The 20,806-nt window shown below is 66.3% G+C and carries 18 protein-coding genes; 4 read left to right on the top strand and 14 right to left on the bottom strand.

Going from position 1 to position 20,806, the window contains the following annotated elements:
* Window positions 1–33: 33 nt before the first annotated feature.
* The 3 genes from lysS to QC821_RS13465 form a co-directional block, all read right to left on the bottom strand.
* Entirely contained in the window at window positions 34–1,554 is a 1,521-nt protein-coding gene (gene lysS / locus QC821_RS13475) for a lysine--tRNA ligase (RefSeq protein ID WP_163501056.1), read from the bottom strand.
* Between the two features lie 94 nt (window positions 1,555–1,648).
* A protein-coding gene (prfB, locus tag QC821_RS13470; protein ID WP_340349291.1) for a peptide chain release factor 2 occupies window positions 1,649–2,747 on the bottom strand; the annotation gives its coding sequence in 2 pieces (ribosomal slippage) (window positions 1,649–2,671 and window positions 2,673–2,747; 1,098 coding nt in all).
* 186 nt (window positions 2,748–2,933) lie between these two features.
* On the bottom strand, window positions 2,934–4,259 hold the full coding sequence (locus QC821_RS13465; RefSeq protein ID WP_309722372.1) for an OmpP1/FadL family transporter: 1,326 nt from the start codon (window positions 4,257–4,259) through the stop codon (window positions 2,934–2,936).
* Window positions 4,260–4,550: 291 nt separating this feature from the next.
* Here QC821_RS13465 and QC821_RS13460 point away from each other — a divergent pair, with 291 nt between their 5' ends.
* Both QC821_RS13460 and QC821_RS13455 read left to right on the top strand, forming a co-directional pair.
* Window positions 4,551–4,988 carry a MerR family transcriptional regulator gene (locus tag QC821_RS13460; protein ID WP_309722369.1) on the top strand — a complete coding sequence of 146 codons (438 nt, stop codon included), beginning with the start codon at window positions 4,551–4,553 and terminating at the stop codon, window positions 4,986–4,988.
* Window positions 4,981–7,488, top strand: coding sequence for a heavy metal translocating P-type ATPase (locus tag QC821_RS13455; RefSeq protein WP_309722367.1), 2,508 nt, complete (start codon window positions 4,981–4,983; stop codon window positions 7,486–7,488). Before QC821_RS13460 ends, QC821_RS13455 begins: the two co-directional genes overlap by 8 nt.
* 92 nt (window positions 7,489–7,580) lie before the next feature.
* Here the strand turns inward: QC821_RS13455 and QC821_RS13450 are convergent, their stop codons facing one another.
* From QC821_RS13450 to ffh, 11 genes are all read right to left on the bottom strand, one after another.
* Complete coding sequence (locus QC821_RS13450) at window positions 7,581–8,198, bottom strand: YitT family protein (protein ID WP_309722365.1); 618 nt, start codon at window positions 8,196–8,198, stop codon at window positions 7,581–7,583.
* Window positions 8,199–8,231: 33 nt separating this feature from the next.
* Complete coding sequence (recJ, locus tag QC821_RS13445) at window positions 8,232–10,025, bottom strand: single-stranded-DNA-specific exonuclease RecJ (protein ID WP_309722776.1); 1,794 nt, start codon at window positions 10,023–10,025, stop codon at window positions 8,232–8,234.
* A 243-nt stretch (window positions 10,026–10,268) separates the two neighbouring features.
* On the bottom strand, window positions 10,269–11,657 hold the full coding sequence (gene thrC, locus QC821_RS13440; RefSeq protein ID WP_309722363.1) for a threonine synthase: 1,389 nt from the start codon (window positions 11,655–11,657) through the stop codon (window positions 10,269–10,271).
* Between the two features lie 4 nt (window positions 11,658–11,661).
* Window positions 11,662–12,978 (bottom strand): homoserine dehydrogenase, encoded by a 1,317-nt coding sequence (locus QC821_RS13435; protein WP_309722361.1) that lies wholly within the window; start codon window positions 12,976–12,978, stop codon window positions 11,662–11,664.
* Between the two features lie 41 nt (window positions 12,979–13,019).
* Window positions 13,020–13,760 carry a DsbC family protein gene (locus tag QC821_RS13430; protein WP_309722359.1) on the bottom strand — a complete coding sequence of 247 codons (741 nt, stop codon included), beginning with the start codon at window positions 13,758–13,760 and terminating at the stop codon, window positions 13,020–13,022.
* Between the two features lie 2 nt (window positions 13,761–13,762).
* The gene (gene xerD / locus QC821_RS13425; protein WP_309722357.1) at window positions 13,763–14,653 is read right to left on the bottom strand and encodes a site-specific tyrosine recombinase XerD; all 891 of its coding nucleotides are present in this window, start codon (window positions 14,651–14,653) and stop codon (window positions 13,763–13,765) included.
* A 116-nt stretch (window positions 14,654–14,769) separates the two neighbouring features.
* Window positions 14,770–15,126: a 50S ribosomal protein L19 gene (rplS, locus tag QC821_RS13420; protein ID WP_163501065.1), complete on the bottom strand. Its 357-nt coding sequence runs from the start codon at window positions 15,124–15,126 to the stop codon at window positions 14,770–14,772.
* Window positions 15,127–15,250: 124 nt separating this feature from the next.
* Complete coding sequence (trmD, locus tag QC821_RS13415) at window positions 15,251–16,042, bottom strand: tRNA (guanosine(37)-N1)-methyltransferase TrmD (RefSeq protein WP_309722349.1); 792 nt, start codon at window positions 16,040–16,042, stop codon at window positions 15,251–15,253.
* Between the two features lie 18 nt (window positions 16,043–16,060).
* Window positions 16,061–16,627 (bottom strand): ribosome maturation factor RimM, encoded by a 567-nt coding sequence (gene rimM, locus QC821_RS13410; RefSeq protein WP_309722347.1) that lies wholly within the window; start codon window positions 16,625–16,627, stop codon window positions 16,061–16,063.
* 5 nt (window positions 16,628–16,632) lie between these two features.
* Window positions 16,633–16,881 (bottom strand): 30S ribosomal protein S16, encoded by a 249-nt coding sequence (gene rpsP / locus QC821_RS13405; protein WP_076746240.1) that lies wholly within the window; start codon window positions 16,879–16,881, stop codon window positions 16,633–16,635.
* Between the two features lie 157 nt (window positions 16,882–17,038).
* Window positions 17,039–18,475: a signal recognition particle protein gene (gene ffh, locus QC821_RS13400; RefSeq protein ID WP_309722342.1), complete on the bottom strand. Its 1,437-nt coding sequence runs from the start codon at window positions 18,473–18,475 to the stop codon at window positions 17,039–17,041.
* A 166-nt stretch (window positions 18,476–18,641) separates the two neighbouring features.
* Between ffh and QC821_RS13395 the strand changes: the two genes are divergently transcribed.
* Together QC821_RS13395 and QC821_RS13390 are read left to right on the top strand one after the other, a co-directional pair.
* Window positions 18,642–19,442: a cytochrome C assembly family protein gene (locus tag QC821_RS13395; RefSeq protein WP_309722339.1), complete on the top strand. Its 801-nt coding sequence runs from the start codon at window positions 18,642–18,644 to the stop codon at window positions 19,440–19,442.
* Between the two features lie 79 nt (window positions 19,443–19,521).
* The gene (locus QC821_RS13390; RefSeq protein WP_309722335.1) at window positions 19,522–20,805 is read left to right on the top strand and encodes an HlyC/CorC family transporter; all 1,284 of its coding nucleotides are present in this window, start codon (window positions 19,522–19,524) and stop codon (window positions 20,803–20,805) included.
* Window position 20,806: the final 1 nt, after the last annotated feature.

Below are 20,806 nucleotides of genomic sequence, written 5' to 3'. Positions count from 1 at the left end.
GCGCCTCCCCTTACAGCTGCCTCCGGCGCCCCTTCAGTCGGCTTCCGGGCGCATGGCCGGGAACAGCAGCACATCGCGGATCGAGGCGCTGTCGGTGAACAGCATCACCAGCCGGTCGATGCCGATGCCTTCGCCGGCGGTCGGCGGCAGGCCGTACTCCAGGGCGCGCACGTAGTCGGCGTCGTAGTACATCGCTTCCAGGTCGCCGGCGTCCTTCTCGGCGGCCTGCTCGCGGAAGCGCTCGGCCTGATCCTCGGCGTCGTTGAGCTCCGAGAAGCCGTTGGCGATCTCGCGGCCGCCGACGAAGAACTCGAAGCGGTCGGTGACGAACGGGTTGGCGTCGTTGCGCCGCGCCAGCGGGCTGACCTCGGCCGGATACTCGATGATGAAGGTCGGCTGGTCAAGGCGATGCTCGGCGACCCCCTCGAAGATCTCGGTATGCAGCTTGCCCAGCCCCCAGCTCGGCTTGACCTGGATGCCCAGGCGCTCGGCCACCGCTGCGGCGGCCTCGCGGCTGTCGAGATCGGCATCGTCGATGCCCTCGCCGTACTCGAGAATCGCCTGGCGCATGGTCAGGCGGTGGAACGGCTGGCCGAACTCGTAGGTGGTGCCCTGGTAGACCAGCGTGGTGGTGCCCAGCACCTCCTGGGCGGCGTTGCGGATCATCTCCTCGGTGAGATCGAGCAGGTCATGGTAGTCCGCATAGGCCCAGTAGAATTCGAGCATGGTGAACTCGGGATTATGACGGGTCGAGAGGCCCTCGTTGCGGAAGTTGCGATTGATCTCGAAGACCCGCTCGAAGCCGCCTACTACCAGCCGCTTGAGATACAGCTCGGGAGCGATGCGCAGGTACATGTCGATATCCAGCGCATTGTGATGGGTGATGAACGGCCGCGCCGCCGCGCCGCCGGGGATCGGCTGCAGCATCGGCGTCTCGACTTCCATGAAGCCACGCGCCTCGAAGAAGCGACGAATCGAGGCGATCACCCCGGCGCGCACCTCGAAGGCCTTGCGCGACTCGGGGTTCATGATCAGGTCGACGTAGCGCTGGCGGTAGCGCGCTTCCATGTCGGTGAGGCCGTGGAACTTGTCGGGCAGCGGCCGCAGGCTCTTGGTCAGCAGCGTGGCCTCGACCATCATCACGTAGAGGTCGCCCTTGCCCGACTTGTGCACCGGGCCACGGCCGGCCACGATGTCGCCGATATCCCAGCCCTTGATGTCGTCGAGCACCTCGGCGGGCAGCCCCTTCTTGTCGACGTAGAGCTGGATCTGCCCCGAGACGTCCTGAATCACGATGAACGGACCGCGCTTGCGCATGATGCGCCCGGCCACCGCGGCCTGGCGGTCGAGGGTTTCGAGCTCGGCCTTGTCCTTGTCACCCAGTTCGGCATCCAGCTCGGCGGCCAGGCTGTCGCGACGGAAGTCGTTGGGAAAGGCGCTGCCGCCGGTCTTGGCGGCCTGCTCGCGGCGCGCCGCCAGCTTGGCGCGGCGCTCGGCGATCAGGTGGTTCTCGTCGTGATGGGGGCTATTCTGTGAGGCGTCGTGGTCGGCCATGTCGTTACCTGTAAAGAATTGGCTGCGGGCTGCGGGCTGCGAGCTGCGGGCTGCGGGCTGCGAGCGACGAGCGCAAACGGCCCGTGGCTCGAAGCTACAATCCTTGCTTCAAGCTGGCTTCGATAAACTGGTCAATATCGCCATCAAGCACCTTGTCGCAGCTGCTCGACTGCACGCCGGTGCGCAGGTCCTTGATGCGCTGATCGTCCAGCACGTAGGAGCGGATCTGGCTGCCCCAGCCGATGTCGGCCTTGGACTCCTCGGCTTCCTGCTTGGCGGCGTTGCGCTTCTGCATCTCGTGTTCCCACAGCCTGGCCTTGAGCTGCTTCATGGCGAAGTCGCGGTTGGCGTGCTGGCTGCGCTGGCTCTGGCAGGCCACCACGATGCCGGTGGGCTCGTGGGTGATGCGCACCGCCGAGTCGGTGGTGTTGACGTGCTGGCCGCCCGCGCCACTGGAGCGATAGGTATCGGTGCGCAGGTCGGCGGGGTTGATCTCGACCTCGAAGCTATCGTCCACCTCCGGCGACAGGAACACCGAGGCGAACGAGGTGTGACGCCGCCCACCGGAGTCGAAGGGGCTCTTGCGCACCAGGCGGTGCACGCCGGTCTCGGTGCGCAGCCAACCGAAGGCGTGATCGCCCTGGACGTGGATGGTGGCCGACTTGATGCCCGCCACCTCGCCGGCCGAGACCTCGGTGATCTCGGCCTTGAAGCCATGATGTTCGGCCCAGCGCAGGTACATGCGCAGCAGCATGTTGGCCCAGTCCTGGGCCTCGGTGCCGCCAGAGCCGGCCTGGATATCAAGATAGGCGTTGTTCTCGTCCATCTCGCCGGAAAACATGCGCCGGAACTCGAGTTTCTCGAGGCTCAGCTGCATGCCGTCGAGCTCCTTGCGGACCTCCTCGACGGTGCCCTCGTCCTCTTCCATCTCGGCCAGCTCGAGCAGGTCCGCGCTATCGGCCAGGCCCTGGTCGAGCTCGTCGATGGTGGCGACGATCTGCTCCAGGGAGGCGCGCTCCTTGCCGAGCTTCTGGGCGTAGTCCGGATCGTTCCAGACATTGGGGTCTTCCAGCTCGCGGGTAACCTCTTCTAGCCGATCCTTCTTCTCGGCATAGTCAAAGATACCCCCTCAGGACGTCTGTCCGCTCGGACAGGTCCTTGATCTGATTGTGAATCGGATTGGTTTCCAACATGTGGTTCGCCTGAGTCTGCAGGGAAAACGGCCACCGCGGCACCGGCACAAGGCCGAACCGCGGTGGCACGAGAAAGAGCGACATTGTAGCGAAACCCGGCCGCGCCAGCTATCCCGTGGCACGCAGGCAGCCCTGAACGACGACACCCGGCCGCAGCCGGGTGTCGTCGTGTCGCGCGTGCTGTGCCTAGAAGCGGTAGGTCAACTGGGCGCCGAAACCGTGGGCCTCGTTTTTGTAGTCGGCGGAGTAGGTTGAGGTGACACCCGGAACATTATCGATCAACTCATCGGTACGCTCCTGATCGACATGCGTCCTACGCTCGGTGAGATAGGAGTAGGCGAAGTCGAGTGTGAGGTCGTCTGTGGGACTCCAGCCGGCACCAACGGAGAAAATCCGACGATCATCGGAGGGAATCCGCGCACTGCGGAATTGGTCACTAGTCGGTGTGTTGTCGATAGTCACACCACTACGCAGTACCCACTGCGGATTGAGCTGGTACTCACCGCCCACCGCGAAGGCCCAGGCATTAGAATAATCCTGTGGCTCACGCGTAATGGTATCGCCATCGCCGCCGGTCACCAGAATCTCATTAAAGCGACTCCAGCGAGTCCATGAAACGCCGGCCATGAGCTTGAGGTTGTCACTCATCTCCTGGGTCACAGAAAAGTTCACCGTCTCGGGCGTCGTTAGATCGAGGCTTGCGTTATCGTCTTGAGCAACCACATCACCCTGGCCAGCGCCAATTCCAAATGGCGGGGGATTGCCCAGGGTATTGTCATTGGCCGTCGCACGGAAGTCGCCTTCGAGGGTGTAACTCACCTTGGAGCGATAGGTGAGGCCAAACGTGGTCTCCGGCACCGGCTGATACATGATGCCAAGATTATACCCCCAAGCCTCATCATCCCCCTCTACGCGCGAATCAACTTCTCCGCCCAAAGCATGCGGCACCTGGCGATGGAGCTCTCCATCTACACGGTTATAGGTAATACCCGCACCAATTGCCCACTGATCATTGAAGCGGTAGGAGACAGTCGGCTGAGCACTCATTACCGTCAGCTCGGTGTAGTTGCCCAAGTTACGGCCCAAGAACCCATCTTCGTAATCGGTCTTTGAACCGAACGGCGCATAGACACCAAAACCGAAGGCCAAGCGCTCATTGACCGGCTGTGCATAAAAGGCGAAGGGAACGAGTGTCCCCGGCACCATGTCGCCTTCAGTAGTGCCTTCGATCGGTGCGCCGTTGCGGGTGGCGCTCGCATTATCGATGTCGCTATTGACGTTGAGGTAGGTGCCGCCCGCCGTCACCTGCGCCCGATCCAGAAACGACATCCCCGCCGGGTTGCCAAAGACGATAGTGGCGTCGTTGACGTTAGAGCTGCGCCCGGCGTGGCCGTAGCCCTGGCCGCTGACGCTCTGTTCGTTGATCTGGTAGCCGCCAGCGTTGACCTGGCTGGCGAAGGCGGCGGCCGCAATGGCGACGGCCCAGGTAAGCTTGTTGACCTTGTTATGCATATTATCGACGTCCTTTTCCAGGTGAGGCTGGAGCTGTTTTTCTGACTTGCCCGCACCGGGCAAGGGCGTACGCCCTCTTTTTCGCCCATCGCGCCGCCAGGATCAAGGCCAAACGTTTGTTTTAACGCAGTTTTTTCTAATACTTTGGTCGCACGAACGTTTGATCTCTCGAACTTTCATCGACTTAGCCTGTCTCGCCGCCGCTGTCCTCGGGGGTGTGCAACGTTGCTTGACCTAGGTGTAACCCAAAGGTTTTACACTTCTGCCACGACTTCAGATTGCGAGGCCACCATGAAAGTCAGCGAACTGGCCAAGGCCGCCGACGTCACCGCCGAGACGGTGCGCCACTACACCCGCGAGGGCCTGCTCACCCCACGCCGTCATCCGGAAAACGGCTATCAACTGTACGGGCAGCACGACCTGTCGCGGCTGCGCTTCATCCAGCGCGCCCGCACCCTGGGCTTCAGCGTGCGCGAGATTGGCGAGATCCTCGACCACGCCGACCACGGCGACTCGCCCTGCCCACTGGTGCGCGACATGCTCGCCGCCCGCCTGCCCGAGGTGCGCGCCAAGATCGCCCGGCTCGAGGAACTCGCCACGCGCATGCAACAGGCCCTCGACACCTGGGCCGACATGCCCGACGGCACGCCGGATGGCCATAGCCTGTGCCGGCTGATCGAGAGTTTTCCACAGCCCCTGGACGCCAGTCGAGGCGATCGCCATGAGTGATAGCCCCATCGAGCGCCGGGTTCCGGGGATCAGTTGCCAGGGCTGCATCGGCAAGATACGCCGCGCGCTGCTCGCCGAAGACCCCAGTGCCAAGGTAGAGGGTGACCCGGCCGCCAAGCGGCTGTGGGTGAGCGGCGTGCTGAGCGAAGCACGCCTCGATGCGCTGCTGCAGGAAAGCGGCTTTCCTCCCGGCGAGATACCGGGCGAGCCGACGGACAGCACCGCGGACGCCACCCCGCCACCTGCGGCCCGTAGCAGCGACAGCCAGCGCCTGGCGATCTCGGGCATGACCTGCGCCAGCTGCGTGCGCTCGGTGCAGGAGGCCCTTGCCAAGGCACCCGGCGTGGAGAGTGCTACGGTCAACTTCGGCAGCCATACCGCCCAGGTCTACGGCCGCGCTGAGCGTGACACCCTGGTCCGCGCCGTGGAGGCCGCGGGCTACGGCGCCGAGCCTATTCTCGACCTGCGTGAGGCCGAGCAGACGCGCCAGCGCAACGACGCCCGCGAATACCGCCGCCGGCTGCGCGGCAGCGCCTGGTCGCTGGCGCTCGCCATGCCGCTGATGGCCAGTATGTTTGTCTATCACCCCCACCCGGTGGGCATGGGCCGGCTGTTCTGGGCGCTGATCGGCCTGCTGACCCTGGCCGTGCTGCTGGGGCCAGGCCGCCACTTCTTCGTCAACGCCTGGAAGGCCCTGCGCCACCACCAGGCCAATATGGACACCCTGATCGCCATGGGCACCGGCACCGCCTGGCTCTACTCCATGGCGGTGGTGATCTTTGCCCCCTGGCTGCCGATGGTCGCCCACGGCATCTACTTCGAGGCCTCGGCGATGATCATCGGCCTGGTGCTGCTGGGCAATGCCCTTGAGCTGCGAGCCCGCGGCCGCACCAGCGAGGCGCTGCGGCGTCTGCTCGACCTGCAGAGCCGCCGCGCCCGGGTGATCCGCGACGGCGAGGAGTTCGAGGTCGAGCTGGATGCGGTGCGCCAGGGCGACCTGATTCGCGTGCGCCCCGGCGAGCGCCTGCCGGTGGACGGCGAGGTGGTCGAAGGCGCCAGCCATATCGATGAATCAATGCTCACCGGCGAGCCGCTACCGGTGGGCAAGGCCGGGGGCGACGAGGTCAGCGCCGGCACCGTCAACGGCAAGGGCGGGCTGGTCTACCGTGCCACCCGGGTCGGCGACGACACCCGGCTGGGCCAGATTACCGAGCAGGTGGCCCGCGCCCAGAACTCGCGACCGCCGATCGGCGCCCTGGCCGACCGTATCTCAAGCGTCTTCGTGCCCACGGTGATGATCATCGCCGTGCTCACCGCGCTGGCCTGGTTCAACCTTGGCGCCGAGCAGCGGGTGATCCATATGCTGGTAACCGCCACCACGGTGCTGATCATCGCCTGTCCCTGCGCGCTGGGCCTGGCGACGCCGATCTCGACCATGATCGGGGTCGGCAAGGCCGCCGAGCGCGGGGTGCTGGTGAGAAGCGGCGAGGCCCTACAGATCGCCAGTAAACTGACCACCCTGGTCGTCGACAAGACCGGCACCCTGACCCAGGGCAAGCCCCGGGTGACCGAGGCGCACGTTTTCCCTGATACAGACCTGGAGGCCTACCGGCACAGCGTGCTGGGCCTGGTGGCGGCGCTGGAGCGCGGCTCGGAGCACCCGCTGGCCGCGGCACTGCTGGCGCATGCCCAGGAGAGCGGCGCCGAGGCCGCCGAGATTCGCGGCTTCGACAGCGTCACCGGCGGCGGCGTCAAGGCCGAAAGCGGCGATGGCCGGCCGCTGCTGCTGGGCAATGCCCGGCTGCTGGCAGACGCCGGCGTCGACCTGACTCCCGGCAACGCCCAGGCGGGCGAGTTGGAGCAGCAGGCACGGACCGTGGTTTACCTCGCCATCGACGGGCGGCTGGCCGCGCTGTTCGGCATCAGCGATCCGCTGCGCGACGACAGCGTGGCCGCGGTCAGGCGCCTGCAGGCCGACGGCCTCAAGGTGGTGATGCTGACCGGCGACAACCCGCACACCGCCGCAGCCATTGCCCGCGAGGTAGGCATCGATGAGTTTCACGCCGGGCTGCTGCCCGAGGACAAGCACGCCGAGATCGAGCGCCTGCAGCAGGCCGGCGAGGTAGTGGGCATGGTCGGCGACGGCATCAACGACGCCCCGGCCCTGGCCCGCGCCGATGTCGGCTTCGCCATCGGCCAGGGCACCGACGTCGCCATCGAGAGCGCCGGCATCACCCTAATGCGCGGCTCGCTGCACGGCATCGCCGACGCCATCGAGATCAGCCGCGCCACGCTGACCAATATCAAGCAGAACCTGTGGGGCGCCTTCGGCTACAACACCCTGTGCATCCCGATCGCCGCCGGGGTGCTCTACCCCTTCACCGGCATGCTGCTATCGCCGATGATCGCCGGGGCGGCGATGTCGCTGTCATCGATCACCGTGGTCAGCAACGCCAACCGCCTGCGGCTGTGGAAGCCGCGTCAGGAGGCCGCCTCATGAGCTGGATCGTCAATCTTGCAGGCCTTGCCCTGATCGCCGCCATCGTCTGGTGGTTTTGGCTGGCCAAACGCTGACCGCCTGTAGACACGCTCTTAGCTGACGCCCATGTAGCGCCCGGGCTTATGATTCAGCGCCACGATCAGGTTGAGCACCAGCGCGCCGATCACCGATAGCGCCACCTTGTCCAGCGGCAGCATGAAGCAGGCGATCAGCAGCAGCAGAGCATCGACGGCCAGTTGCACGTAGCCGGCGCGCCAGCCGCGGCTGTCCTGCAGGTAGAGGGCGAGGATATTGATGCCGCCGAGGCTGGTGCGGTGGCGAAACAGCACCAGCATGCCGATGCCGATCAGGCTGCCGCCCATCAGTGCCGCATACACGGCGTTGAGGGCGGCCACGTCGAGCCAGCGGCCGGTGAGCTCGGCGAACAGCGACACCAGGGCGATGGCGACGAAGGTGCGCAGGGTAAAGCTCCAGCCCATACGGCGGATCGCCAGGTAGTAGAACGGCAGGTTGATCAAAAAGAACACTACCCCGAAGCGCCAGCCAGTGGCGTACTGGACCAGGAACGCCATGCCCGCGGTGCTGCCGGTGAGCAGCAGCGCCTGGCTGTAGAAGTGCACCCCCAGTGCCACCAGCAGGGTGCCGAGCAGCATCGCCATGACGTCTTCGTAGGGGCGATGCGGGTCCTGGGGAAGATCGATCTCTTCCATCCGTGAGTCCTTGTATCAATGCGTTTGTGACGCTCAGCGCGGCTCGGCGTGCTCGATCATCAGCTGCAGGCTCTCGCGCCCGCGCCAGCGGTTGCGGTTGAGCTTGTAGGCGCAGCGCAGCTGGGCCCCAAGGCCGAAGGGCGGCAGCTCGCCGGGGGTCAGGGCGCGGAACCAGATCGCCTTGAGGCTGACGCCCTCGCGGGACAGCTCGAGCATCAGGTGGTTGCCCTCGGCCCCTACCGCGCGCAGCGACTCGACCAGGAAGTCACCCTCGAACAGCGGCGCATCGAACTCGCGGCCGTAGGGTGCCAATGCCGCCAGTTCGTCGAGGCTGGCCAGGCTGAGCTGAGCGGCATCGAGCTCGCCGTCGGTGAGGATGCGTGGATAGAGCTCCATCTCCCCAAGCTGCTCACCGACCGCCTGTTGCAGCGCCGCGCGAAATGCGCCGAGCTGCTCAACCGGCACGCCGACTCCCGCCGCCCCGCGATGGCCGCCGAAGCGCGGCAGCGCCTCAGGCGCCAACTGGTGGGTGCGCTGCAGGGCATTGCGCAGGTGCAGCGCCTCGATGGAGCGCCCCGAGCCGGTAAGCATGCCGGGCTGGGCCGCCGGGGTGAGCACCAGGGTCGGGCGACCGTAGGCCTGCACCAGCCGCGAGGCGACGATACCCTGCACCCCGGCGTGGCCGTTCTCGAGAAACACCACCAGCACTGGCGCATTGTCGGCCAACTGCGGCTGGGCCAGCACCCGGGCCCGCTCGGCCATCTCGGCCTCGATGGCCTTGCGCGACTGGTTGTCCTGATCGAGCACCTCGAGATGCCGCTGCGCAAGGTGATCCTCTTCGGCGAGCATAAAGTGAAGCGCCGCATAGGGGTCGTCGAGACGCGAGCGGGCGTTGATCCGCGGCCCCATCTGAAAGGCCAGGGTCTCGGCGTCGAAGGGCACGCTGTCGGCGCCGAGGCGTTCGGCCATGGCTCGCCAGCAGGCGGCGTCCATGCGGTTGATCAGGCGCAGGCCCTGGCTGACCACGGCGCGATTGGCCGGGCTGCCGCCCAGCGACACGCAGTCGGCCACCGTGCCCAGCGCTACGTAGGAGAGCCACGCCGAGAGCTTGGGTGTGGCCTCGGCCAGCGCGCCCCACTCCACCAGCACCTGACGGGCCAGCGACATGGTCAGCCAGGCCACCATGCAGCCGGCGATGGTCGGGTCGGGGTAGTCGCAGTCGTCGCGGGTCGGGTTGACGCAGGCATAGGCCGAGGGCGGCGGCCCCTCCAGCGGCAGCGCGTGGTGGTCGCTGACCACCACGTCGATGCCCTCGGCCTTGAGCCGGGCGATGCGCGGTTCGTCGGAGCTGCCGCAGTCGGCGGTGATCACCAGGCTCGGCCGCGGGGTAAGACGCAGGGTACGCTCCACCAGCGGCAGGCTGATGCCGTAGCCGTCGTTGATGCGGTGGCCGATCAGGCTGTGCAGGCGGCTGGCCGGCACCCCGAACAGCTCGGTGAGGGTGCGCAGGATCACCACATGGGAGGTGATACCGTCGACATCGTAGTCGGTGAGGATACCGATATGCTCGCCCTCCATCACCGCCTGGGCGATACGCTCGGCGGCGCGACGACCGTCGGCGAGGCGCTCGGGGTGGGCAAGGTGGCGCAGGCTCGGCGCTACCAGCGCTTCGATCTCGCCTTGATAGCCGGCCAGCCGCCCGGCCAGCACCCGCGCCTGCAGCTCGGAGAGGCCTTCGCACTGGGCGCGGGCGTAGAGCGCTGCGTCGCGGGGGCGCGGCTCCAGTCGTGGCGTAAGCCGAGTATGCAGGTCGGTGGGATCGATCACAGCATCCACGCCGGACTCCTCTGGTTGGCATCCATGGGTGGCGATAGCAGCGACGCACCTAGCGAAGGGCGCCGGGGAGACCTGGGCACCAAAGGTGGCTGGTACCCGCTCAAGGCTGATCCGGCGACAGGCCTGTTCGGGGGCGCTGTAAATACCTCCCTGTACGCTACTTTTTCCTTCCCTGGAAAAAGACCCCCTCCAGACCTGTCCCCGGCGCCTCTCGCTACCACTCACTCGTAGCGCTTAGCGCCGATTGTCGGCCACGAACGCCTGCACCTTGTCCAGCTCCGCCGGCAGCACGCTATAGCGCTCCTCGCGCTCCAGCAGGTCGTCCATGTGCGGCGGCAGCGGCACACCCGGGAAGCCGGCCTTGACCACCGCCTCGGCGAACTTGGCCGGGTGGGCGGTGGCCAGGGTGATCATCGGCGTGGCGGCATCGGCCCGCGCCCGCTCGGCGGCGCGATAGCCGGTGGCGGTGTGCGGGTCGAGCAGCTCCTTGGTGCGGTGGTGCGCCTCGCGGATCACCTCGAGGATGGTGGCATCGTCGACGCTGTGGCTGGCGAACAGCGAGCGCAACCGCTCGAGCGGCGCCTCGGCCAGCGCCGTGGGCTCGGCCTGGAAGCGCTCGAGCAGTTGGCGAACCGCCTCGCCGTCACGCTCGTAGGCCTCGAACAGCAGGCGCTCGAAGTTGGACGACACCACGATATCCATCGACGGCGCCAGGGTCGCCTTGAGCTCCTGCTTGGAGAAGTCGTTGGCGGCCAGGGTGCGGTGCAGGATGTCGTTGGCGTTGGTGGCGATGATGAACTGCTTGACCGGCAGCCCCATGCGCGACGCCATGTAGCCGGCGAAGACGTTGCCGAAGTTGGCCGACGGCACGCAGAAGCTGACCTGGCGATGCGGCGCGCCCAGCGCCACGCCGGCGGCCACGTAGTAGACGATCTGGGCCATGATGCGCGCCCAGTTGATCGAGTTGACCGCCACCAGCCGGGTGCCGCCGAGGAACGACTGGTCGGCGAAGCTCGCCTTGACCATCGCCTGGGCGTCGTCGAAGTTGCCCTCGATGGCGATATTGAAGACGTTGTCGGCCAGCACCGAGGTCATCTGGCGACGCTGCACCTCGGAGACCCGGTTGTGCGGATGCAGGATGAAGATATCGAGGTTGTCGCAGTGGCGGCAGCCCTCGATGGCGGCGGAGCCGGTGTCGCCGGAAGTGGCACCCATGATCACCGCACGCTCGCCGCGCTTGCTCAGGAAGTGGTCGAGCAGCCGGCCGAGCAGCTGCAGGGCAACGTCCTTGAACGCCAGCGTCGGGCCGTGGAACAGCTCGAGCAGGAAGTGGTTGGCGTCGAGCTGGTTGAGCGGCACCACCGCATCGTGGCTGAAGGTGGCATAGGCGTCACGCACGATGCCGCGGAACGTCTCGTCGTCGATCTCGCCGTTGACGAACGGCTTCATCACCCGGAAGGCGATCTCGGCATAGGAGAGCCCGGCCATCGCTGCCAGGTCGTCACGGCTCAGCTGCGGGATCTGCTCCGGCACATAGAGGCCACCGTCGCTGGCCATCCCGGTGAGTACGACATCCTCGAAGGAGAGCGCGGGCGCCTGCCCGCGGGTACTGATATAGCGCATGGTGTTATTCCTGCTCGTCCAGCGATTCGACGCGAATACGGGTCAGCGGACCGGCGATATCGGCCAGCGACTCGAGCTGACGGATGGCGTCGTTCATGTTCTTCTCGCGGGTGCGGTGGGTAAGCAGGATGATCGGCACCAGCTCGCCCTCGGTCGCCTCTTTCTGGATGATCGCCTCGATCGAAATGCCCTGCTCGGAGAGGATCGTCGCCACCCGCGCCAGCACGCCGGGGCGGTCCACCGCCAGCAGCCGCAGGTAGTAGGCGGTGACGATATCCTCCATGGGCAGTATCGGCAGGTCGTTCTCGATCTCGGTAATGCCGCTGAACGCCAGGTAGGGCACCCGATAGTGGTGGGCCGTGGTGATGTCGCGAGCCACGTCGAGCAGGTCGGCGACCACCGCCGAGGCGGTGGGCTCGGCACCCGCGCCGGCGCCGTAGTAGAGGGTGGGCCCCACCGCATCGCCCATCACCGCGATAGCGTTCTTGACGCCGTGCACGTTGGCCAGCAGACGCTCCTTGGGAATCAGGGTGGGATGCACGCGCAGCTCGAAACCGTCGTCGGTGCGCTTGGAGATGCCCAGGTGCTTGATGGTATAGCCAAGGTTGTCGGCCTGCTCGACGTCTTCCGAGGTGATCCGCGAGATGCCCTCGGTATAGGCCTTCTCGAACTGCAGCGGCACGCCGTAGGCGATCGAGGCGAGGATGGTCAGCTTGTGGGCGGCGTCGATGCCCTCGACGTCGAAGGTCGGATCGGCTTCGGCGTAGCCCAGCGCCTGGGCCTCGGCCAGCACGTCTTCGAAGGCACGGCCTTCGTCGCGCATATGGGTGAGGATGTAGTTGCCGGTGCCGTTGATGATGCCGGCCAGCCACTGGATGCGGTTGGCGCCCAGGCCCTCACGCAGCGACTTGATCACCGGGATGCCGCCTGCCACCGCCGCCTCGAAGGCGACGATCACGCCCTTCTCGTGGGCGGCCTGGAAGATCTCGTTGCCGTGCACGGCGATCAGCGCCTTGTTGGCGGTGACCACGTGCTTGCCGTGCTCGATGGCGGTGAGGACCAGCTCGCGGGCCACGTCGTAGCCGCCAATCAGTTCGACCAGCACGTCGATATCGGGGTTGCGCGCCACCTCGAAGACGTCGCCGGTGGTCTTGACGCCGGTGGTGTCGCAGTCCGGATTGTCACGACGCATCGCCACCTGTTCGATGACGATCGGCCGCCCGGCTCGCCGCGCGATATCGTCGGCGTTGCGCGTCAGCACGTTGAAGGTGCCACCGCCGACGGTCCCCAAGCCACAGATTCCCACTCTCACCGGTTTCAAATCGCTCTCCCCTTGCTTGTGTGATGGCGTGTCGCTGCGCTTTATTGATCGATCTCGAGCATCTCCGCCAGGCGCTCGGCGGGCACGTAGCCCGGCACCATGCGGCCATCTGGCAGGATGATCGCCGGCGTACCCTGGACGCCGACATCCATGCCCAGATGATACTGGTCCTCGACCGGATTGTCGCAGTCATAGCCGTTGTCGAGGCGTGTTTCACGCTTGGCGGCACTCATCGCCTCGCTGGGGCTGTCGGCACACCAGACCTGTTCCAGGATGCGACCACCCTCGGCATTCATGCCCGAGCGTGGAAACGCCAGGTAATGCACCTCGATGCCCATGGCATTGAGCTGCGGCACTTCCTCGTGCAACCGCCGGCAGTAGGGGCAGGTGGGATCGGTAAAGACGTTGATCACCGCCCGGCTCTCGGCGCCGCGGAACACTACCTTGTCCTGCTCGGCAATGCGCGCCAGGCGCTCGGCCCGCGCCTCGTTGCGGCCCTGCTCGGTAATATTGACCAACCCGCTATCGGCGTTCTGGTAGATATCGCCGACCAGGAAATACTCGCCCGCCGCATCGCTGTAGAAGGTTTCGCCGTTCTCCAAGCGCACCTCGAAGAAGCCCGGCAGCGGCGTCTCGCGCACGTCCTCCACCGGCATCGGCTCGCCATTGACGGTCAGCCGCTCGGCCAGCTGATGATGGGTGGAGGCCAGCGCGGAAGCGCTGGCGGAGACGAGGGCCGCGGCCAGCAGGCGACTCAGCAGGGCAGGCAGTGATAACGTCATGTTCAACCTCGAGGATGATGGTCGGCGTGCAGCGTTTCCAGGCGAGCCTGGGCAACGTGCGTATAAATCTGGGTCGTCGACAGGTCGCTGTGACCCAGCAGCAGCTGTACGACACGCAAATTGGCACCATGATTCAACAGGTGCGTGGCAAACGCATGGCGCAGCGTGTGCGGCGACAGCGGCTTGTCGATACCGGCGCTGCGCGCATGGGCCTTGATACGGTGCCAGAAGGTCTGACGGGTCATGCAGCGATCGTGGCGGCCGGGAAACAGCGGCGGCCGGGTGATATCGCTCATCAGCGCACCGCGCCCGCCGCGCAGGTAGCGCTCGACCCATACCAGCGCTTCCTCGCCGAGCGGTACCAGCCGCTCCTTGTCGCCCTTGCCCAGCACCCGCACCACGCCCTGGCGCGGGTTGACGGCATCCACCGTCAACCCCACCAGCTCCGAGACGCGCAGCCCTCCGGCATAGAGCACCTCGAGCATGGTGCGGTCGCGCAACCCCAGCGGGGTGTCGGTGTCCGGCGCCGCCAGCAGCCGCTCCACCTCCTCCTCGTCGAGAGTGTTGGGCAGATTGGGCTGCACCCGCGGCAGCCGCACCTCGGCCAGCGGGTCGCGCTCGAGCAGGCCTTCGCCCAGCGCCCAGCGGTAGAAGCGCCGCAGGCTCGACAGCAGCCGGGCGTTGCTGCGCAGCTGGTAGCCGGCGGCGCGGCGCGCTTCCAGCCACGCCGCGATGCGGCTGTTGCCCGGCGCCAGCAGCGACTCGCCGTGCTCGGCGAGACAGGCTGCCCAGGCATTCAGGTCGCGCCGATAGGCGGCCAGGGTGTGCTCACTGGCGCCCTGCTCCAGCCACAGGGCGTCGAGAAACGCATCGATCCGCTCGCTATCCTGCATCGCCCCTCGCTTGGCCAGTCCGGCCCCAAATGCAACGAGACCCCGCCCCGCGCAAGCGGTGACGGGGTCTCGCGAGGCGTGCCATGCAGCACGCCATGGCCATCGCGCGGCGGCGCTTAGGCCAGCTTTTCCTTGATGCGCGCGGACTTGCCGCTGCGCTCGCGGAGGTAGTACAGCTTGGCTTGACGCACGTCACCACGACGCTTGACGTCGATGGCCGCCACCAGCGGGCTGTAGGTCTGGAAGGTACGCTCGACGCCGACACCGTGGGAGATCTTGCGCACGGTGAAGGCGGAGTTGAGGCCGCGGTTGCGCTTGCCGATCACCACGCCTTCGAAGGCCTGCAGACGCTCGCGGGAGCCTTCCTTGACCTTGACCTGGACGACCACGGTGTCACCCGGGGCGAAGGCCGGGATTTCCTTGGACATCTGCTCGGCTTCGATCGCCTGGATCACCTTGTTCTTGCTGCTCATTGCTAGCTCCTCGATACATTGATGCCAGTGGCCATGCCGCCTGGCTGTGACCCCGACGCTCGTCGCTGTTGCGATAACGCGGGAATCGCTGGTGTGTGACACAGGTGCCTCGCCGGTCGACGTCTCAGACGTCCGACTCAGGACGAGTGCCCTGCACCTCCGCCTGATCGGCGTAGTCGGCGATGAACTCCTCGAGCAGCTGACGCTGTTCGCGGCTCAACGCCTTGTCCTGCAACAGTTCCGGGCGCCGCTGCCAGGTGCGACCCAGCGACTGCTTCAAGCGCCAGCGGCGAATCTCGCCGTGATGGCCGCTGAGCAGCACGTCCGGCACCCGGCGCCCGTCGATCGCCTCGGGGCGCGTGTAGTGCGGGCAGTCCAGCAGGCCGTCGTTGAACGAGTCCTCGAGCGCCGAATCCTGGTGACCCAGCACCCCCGGCACCAGCCGCGCCGCGGCGTCAATCAGCACCATGGCCGGCAGCTCGCCGCCGCTGAGCACATAGTCGCCGATCGACCACTCTTCATCGATATCGGCCTCTACCACCCGCTCATCGATGCCTTCGTAGCGCCCCGCCACCACCACCAGCGGGCCGCCGCTGGCCAGCTCCTGCACGCCCTGCTGATCCAGTACTCGCCCCTGGGGCGAGAGGTAGATCACCTTGGCCGGCCGGCCGCTGGCGACCTGGGCGCGGTCGCGGGCGGCATGGATCGCCGCGCGCAGGGTGTCGACCTTCATCAGCATGCCCGGCCCGCCACCGTAGGGGCGGTCATCCACCGTGCGGTGCTTGTCCGTCGCGTAATCCCGGGGATTCCAGAATTCCAGTTCCAGCAGCCCCTGCTTCACCGCTCTCCCCGTTACCCCGTAACGGCTGATCGCATCGAACATCTCCGGGAACAGCGAGACAACCCCAATCCACACGGCACAATTTCCAGACAGCTAGAAGTCGGGATCCCACTCCACCGTCATCTGCTCGGCGTCGAGATCCACCTCAAGCACCACCTGGTCGGGTAGAAACGGCAACAGCCGCTCCCTGTCGTCGACGGCCTCGGCGTCGCCCCTGACCACCAGCACATCGTTGGCGCCGGTCTCGAACAGGTAGCTGACGCGGCCCAGGTCGACGCCCTCGCGAGTCATTACCCGCAGGCCTTCCAACTGATGCCAGTAGTACTCGCCCGGCGCGAGGCGCGGCAGGGCATGCTTGGGCAGCAGAATCTCCGCTCCCGCCCACTGCTCGGCCAGCTCGCGCGACGTCACCCCTTCAAGGCAGGCCACCAGGCCCTTGCCTTGCCGCCGCCCCTGGCTCAAGCGCCGGGTGACGGTGTTGCCGTCGAGGCGCAGCTGCCACTCGGGGTAGTCGAGGATGCCGTCCATCGGGCTGGTGTACGAATACACCTTCAGCCAGCCCTTGACCCCATAGGGACTGGTCAGCTTGCCCAGTACCACGTACTGGTCATCGCTGCCCGTCTCGGGGCCGGCCAATGACTCTCTCACGGCGTCACGCATCAGGCTCAGGCCTGCTTGCGGGCTTCCTTGAGGAGTTCGGCGACGCGGTCGGAGACCTGGGCGCCCTGGCTCTGCCAGTGGGTCACGCGGTCGAGGTCGACGCGCAGGCGCTCTTCCTGGCCACGGGCCACCGGGTTGAAGAAGCCGACGCGCTCGATGAAGCGGCCGTCACGAGACTTGCGCGAGTCGCTTACAGTCAGGTGATAGAAGGGACGCTTCTTGGCGCCACCACGTGCCAGACGAATGGTAACCATTGCGTTAACAGTCCTTCGGTTGGAGTTGCTGAAATGTCATTTGCTTACTGCTGCTCGGTCGGCGGGCCGCGGATAGTCGCGCGGTCATGCCACGAAGACGCAGCATTCTACGGAAAACGCCCCCGGTTGGAAACCTTTTTCCGCCTTGGCCGGGCGCTCAGCGCCACGGGAAGCCGCCGGGACCGCCCATGCCCCCCGGGCCGCCCATGCCACCACCGCCCATCGGGCCACCGGGGCCTCCCGGCCCGCCGCCGCCCATCATGCCGGACATACCGCGCATCATCTTCTGCATGCCGCCCTTCTTGCCGGCTTTCTTCATCATCTTCTGCATCTGCTTGTGCTGCTTGAGCAGGCGGTTGAGGTCCGGCACCTGCAGGCCGGCGCCGGCGGCGATACGCCGCTTGCGCGAGCCGTTGATGATCTCCGGCTTGTGGCGCTCCTTGGGCGTCATCGAGTTGATCAGCGCCTCGAGCTTGCCGAGCTCCTTCTCGGGCCCGGGCCCCTGGGCCATCTCGGCCATCTGCCCCATGCCCGGCAGCTTGCTCATCAGGCCGCCCATGCCGCCCATCTTCTTGAGCTGCTGCAGCTGGTCGCGGAAGTCCTCGAGATCGAAGCCGTCGCCCTTCTTGACCTTCTTGGCCAGCTTGTCGGCCTTGGCCTTGTCGACGGTGCGCTCGGCCTCCTCGATCAGCGACAGCACGTCGCCCATGCCGAGGATCCGCGATGCCACCCGGTCGGGATGGAAGGGCTCCAGGGCATCGACCTTCTCGCCCATGCCCATGAACTTGATCGGCTTGCCGGTGACATGGCGCACCGATAGCGCCGCCCCGCCACGCGCGTCGCCGTCGGCCTTGGTCAGGATCACCCCGGTCAGCGGCAGCGCCTCGTGGAAGGCCTTGGCGGTGTTGGCGGCATCCTGACCGGTCATGGCATCGACCACGAACAGGGTTTCCTGGGGCGAGACCGCCTTATGCAGCGCCTGGATCTCGGCCATCATCGCGTCGTCGATGGCGAGGCGACCGGCGGTATCCACCAGCACCACGTCGTGGAACTGGATCTTGGCGTGCTTGATCGCCGCCTCGGCGATGGCCACCGGCTGCTGGTCGCTGCGCGACGGGAAGAACTCGACGCCGACCTCGCTGGCCAGGGTCTCGAGCTGGTCGATGGCCGCCGGACGATAGACGTCGGCGGAGACCACCAGCACCTTCTTCTTCTCGCGCTCCTTGAGATAGCGCGCCAGCTTGGCCACCGAGGTAGTCTTACCCGCACCCTGCAGGCCGGCCATCAGCACCACCGCCGGCGAGCCCTTGAGGCTTAGCCCCTCGTTGGCCTCGCCCATGACCGCCTCGAGCTCCTGCTGGACGATCTTGACGAACTGCTGGCCCGGCGACAGGCTCTTGGAGACCTCCTGCCCCACCGCGCGCTCGCGCACCCGGTCGATGAAGGCCTTGACCACCGGCAGTGCGACGTCGGCCTCGAGCAGCGCCCGACGCACCTCGCGCAATGTATCCTTGATGTTGTCCTCGGTCAGCTTGGCGTGACCGCTGATGGACTTGAGCGTCTTCGATAGACGCTCCGACAGATTCTCGAACATGATGCCTCTCCGGCAATGTGCCTTGGCGTTGGGCGATGATTATACGCACAACCCGGGCCAGTCTCCATGGCGCCGGCTGGGCGGCGTCGAGCGGATTGGGTATAGTAGCGGCTCGGATCTCATTTCCAGCCAACTGCCGACTTCGACGGCGCATGGACAGCTACCGATGCAGGCGCTCCCTTTTGCCCTTCTTGCCATGATTCTCTACCTCGGCGCGGCCTCCTGGCAGGGCTTGACGCTGGTGCGCCGGGTGCCTTCGCGCCCGGCGCTAGTGCGCGGCGTCGGGGCGGCAGCACTGCTCTGTCATGCGCTGGTGATCGTGGCCATGATGCGCGAGGCCGACGGCCTGTGGCTGGGACTGTCGTCCAGCACCGCCGTGGTGAGCGCCGTGATCACCGCCGTGCTGCTCGGCGGCAGCATGGTCAAGCCGATCATCAACGTCGCCACCGCGCTGTTCCCGCTGGCCGCCGCCAGCCTGCTGCTGGCCGTGGGCCTGCCCGCACCGGCCCGCGACAGCGGCCTGACGCCGGGGATCGCGCTACACGTGATCAGCTCGACGCTGGCCTTTGCAGTGCTGGCCATCGCGGCGGTACAGGCGGTGCTGGTGGGGCTGCAGAATCAGGCCCTGCGTCACCACCATATCCGCGGCCTGGTCCAGGCGCTGCCGCCGCTGACCACTATGGAGCGGGTGCTGTTCGAATTGATCTGGGCCGGCATGCTGCTGCTCACCCTGTCGATCGCCAGTGGCTTCGTGTTCCTCGATAACCTGTTCGCCCAGCACCTGGCACACAAGACGATCCTGTCGCTGGCCGCCTGGGTGCTGTTTGCGATCCTGCTTGCCGGTCGCCACTTCCGCGGCTGGCGCGGCCTGCGCGCGGTACGCTGGACCCTGGGCGGCACCGCGCTGCTGCTGCTCGCCTACTTCGGCAGCAGGTTCGTGCTCGAGATCGTCTTCCAGCGCGGCTGAACCACCACCGTGATGCCTTGACAGGCCAGCACCGAATCCCTACAAACGAGCCTGACATGCCATTGAGGACTCACCCAACTTGAGCGACGACTTCCCGCTGGGACTGCTGTTCGGCCTGCTGTTTCTACTCATCTGTCTGTCGGCGTTCTTCTCTAGTTCCGAAACCGGCATGATGTCGATCAACCGCTACCGCCTGAGCCACCAGGCCGGCAGCGGCGAGCGCGCCGCCAAGCGGGTGCTGCGCCTGCTGGCCAGGCCCGACCGCCTGATCGGCGTGATCCTGATCGGCAACAACCTGGTCAACAATCTGGCCGCCGCCATCGCCACGGTGCTCGCCATCCACTTTCTCGGCGACGTGACCGGACCGGCCGTGGCCCCGCTGGTGCTGACCATCGTGATCCTGATCTTCGCCGAGGTCACGCCCAAGACCTACGCCGCAGTAAAACCCGAGCGCATCGCCTACCCCGCCTCGGTGATCCTCGAGCCGCTGCTCAAGCTGCTCTATCCACTGGTGTGGCTGGTCAACGCCATCTCCAACGGCCTGCTCAGGCTGATCGGCGTCAAGAACATCGATGGCGGCGCCGACAACCTGACCCGTGACGAACTGCGCACCGTGGTCCATGAAGCCGGCACCCTGATCCCGCACCGCCACCAGGCCATGCTGCTGTCGATCCTCGACCTGGAGAACGTCACCGTCAACGACATCATGGTGCCGCGCCACGAGGTGGTGGGCATCGATCTCGAGGACGACCTGGAGAGTATCCTGGCGCAGATCCGTACCAGCCAGCACACCCGCATCCCGGTCTTCAAGGGCGACATCAACAACATCATCGGCATGCTGCACCTGCGCAACGCGGCGCGCTTCCTGTCCAAGAACGAGGTCACCAAGGCCTCGATCGTGCAGGAGGCCCGCGAGCCCTACTTCATTCCCGAATCGACCCCGCTGCACACTCAGTTGCTCAACTTCCAGCAGCAGAAGCGACGCATCGGCATCGTGGTCGACGAGTACGGTGACGTGGAGGGCCTGGTGACCCTGGAGGACATTCTCGAAGAGATCGTCGGCGAGTTCACTACCGACGTGGCGGGGATGCACCAGGAGATCCACCTGCAGGACGACGGCAGCTACGTGATCGAGGGCACCGCCAACATTCGCGAGATCAACAAGTCGCTGGGCTGGCAGCTGCCCACCGACGGCCCCAAGACCCTCAACGGCCTGATTCTCGAGCATCTCGAGTCGTTCCCCGACGGCCCGGCCTCGCTACAGGTCGGCACCACTCGCATGGAAATCCTGCAGGTCAAGGACAAGCTGATCACCTCGGCGCGCTGCTGGCAGCACAATCGTCGCACGCCGCGCCGCAGCTGAA

The sequence above is a fragment of the Franzmannia qiaohouensis genome, from assembly GCF_031451695.1.
In the GTDB taxonomy this organism is placed as follows: Bacteria; Pseudomonadota; Gammaproteobacteria; order Pseudomonadales; family Halomonadaceae; genus Franzmannia; species Franzmannia qiaohouensis.
This window is presented reverse-complemented; position numbering and strand designations above follow the sequence as displayed.

Bases quoted from the DNA above. Each gene is read 5' to 3' on its own strand.
- rpsP (WP_076746240.1), bottom strand. From the start codon at position 16,881: ATGGTTACCATTCGTCTGGCACGTGGTGGCGCCAAGAAGCGTCCCTTC.
- lysS (WP_163501056.1), bottom strand. From the start codon at position 1,554: ATGGCCGACCACGACGCCTCACAGAATAGCCCCCATCACGACGAGAAC.
- QC821_RS13430 (WP_309722359.1), bottom strand. From the start codon at position 13,760: ATGACGTTATCACTGCCTGCCCTGCTGAGTCGCCTGCTGGCCGCGGCC.
- QC821_RS13395 (WP_309722339.1), top strand. From the start codon at position 18,642: ATGCAGGCGCTCCCTTTTGCCCTTCTTGCCATGATTCTCTACCTCGGC.
- QC821_RS13460 (WP_309722369.1), top strand. From the start codon at position 4,551: ATGAAAGTCAGCGAACTGGCCAAGGCCGCCGACGTCACCGCCGAGACG.
- ffh (WP_309722342.1), bottom strand. From the start codon at position 18,475: ATGTTCGAGAATCTGTCGGAGCGTCTATCGAAGACGCTCAAGTCCATC.
- QC821_RS13455 (WP_309722367.1), top strand. From the start codon at position 4,981: ATGAGTGATAGCCCCATCGAGCGCCGGGTTCCGGGGATCAGTTGCCAG.
- xerD (WP_309722357.1), bottom strand. From the start codon at position 14,653: ATGCAGGATAGCGAGCGGATCGATGCGTTTCTCGACGCCCTGTGGCTG.
- rplS (WP_163501065.1), bottom strand. From the start codon at position 15,126: ATGAGCAGCAAGAACAAGGTGATCCAGGCGATCGAAGCCGAGCAGATG.
- QC821_RS13450 (WP_309722365.1), bottom strand. From the start codon at position 8,198: ATGGAAGAGATCGATCTTCCCCAGGACCCGCATCGCCCCTACGAAGAC.
- thrC (WP_309722363.1), bottom strand. From the start codon at position 11,657: ATGCGCTATATCAGTACCCGCGGGCAGGCGCCCGCGCTCTCCTTCGAG.
- QC821_RS13465 (WP_309722372.1), bottom strand. From the start codon at position 4,259: ATGCATAACAAGGTCAACAAGCTTACCTGGGCCGTCGCCATTGCGGCC.
- rimM (WP_309722347.1), bottom strand. From the start codon at position 16,627: ATGCGTGACGCCGTGAGAGAGTCATTGGCCGGCCCCGAGACGGGCAGC.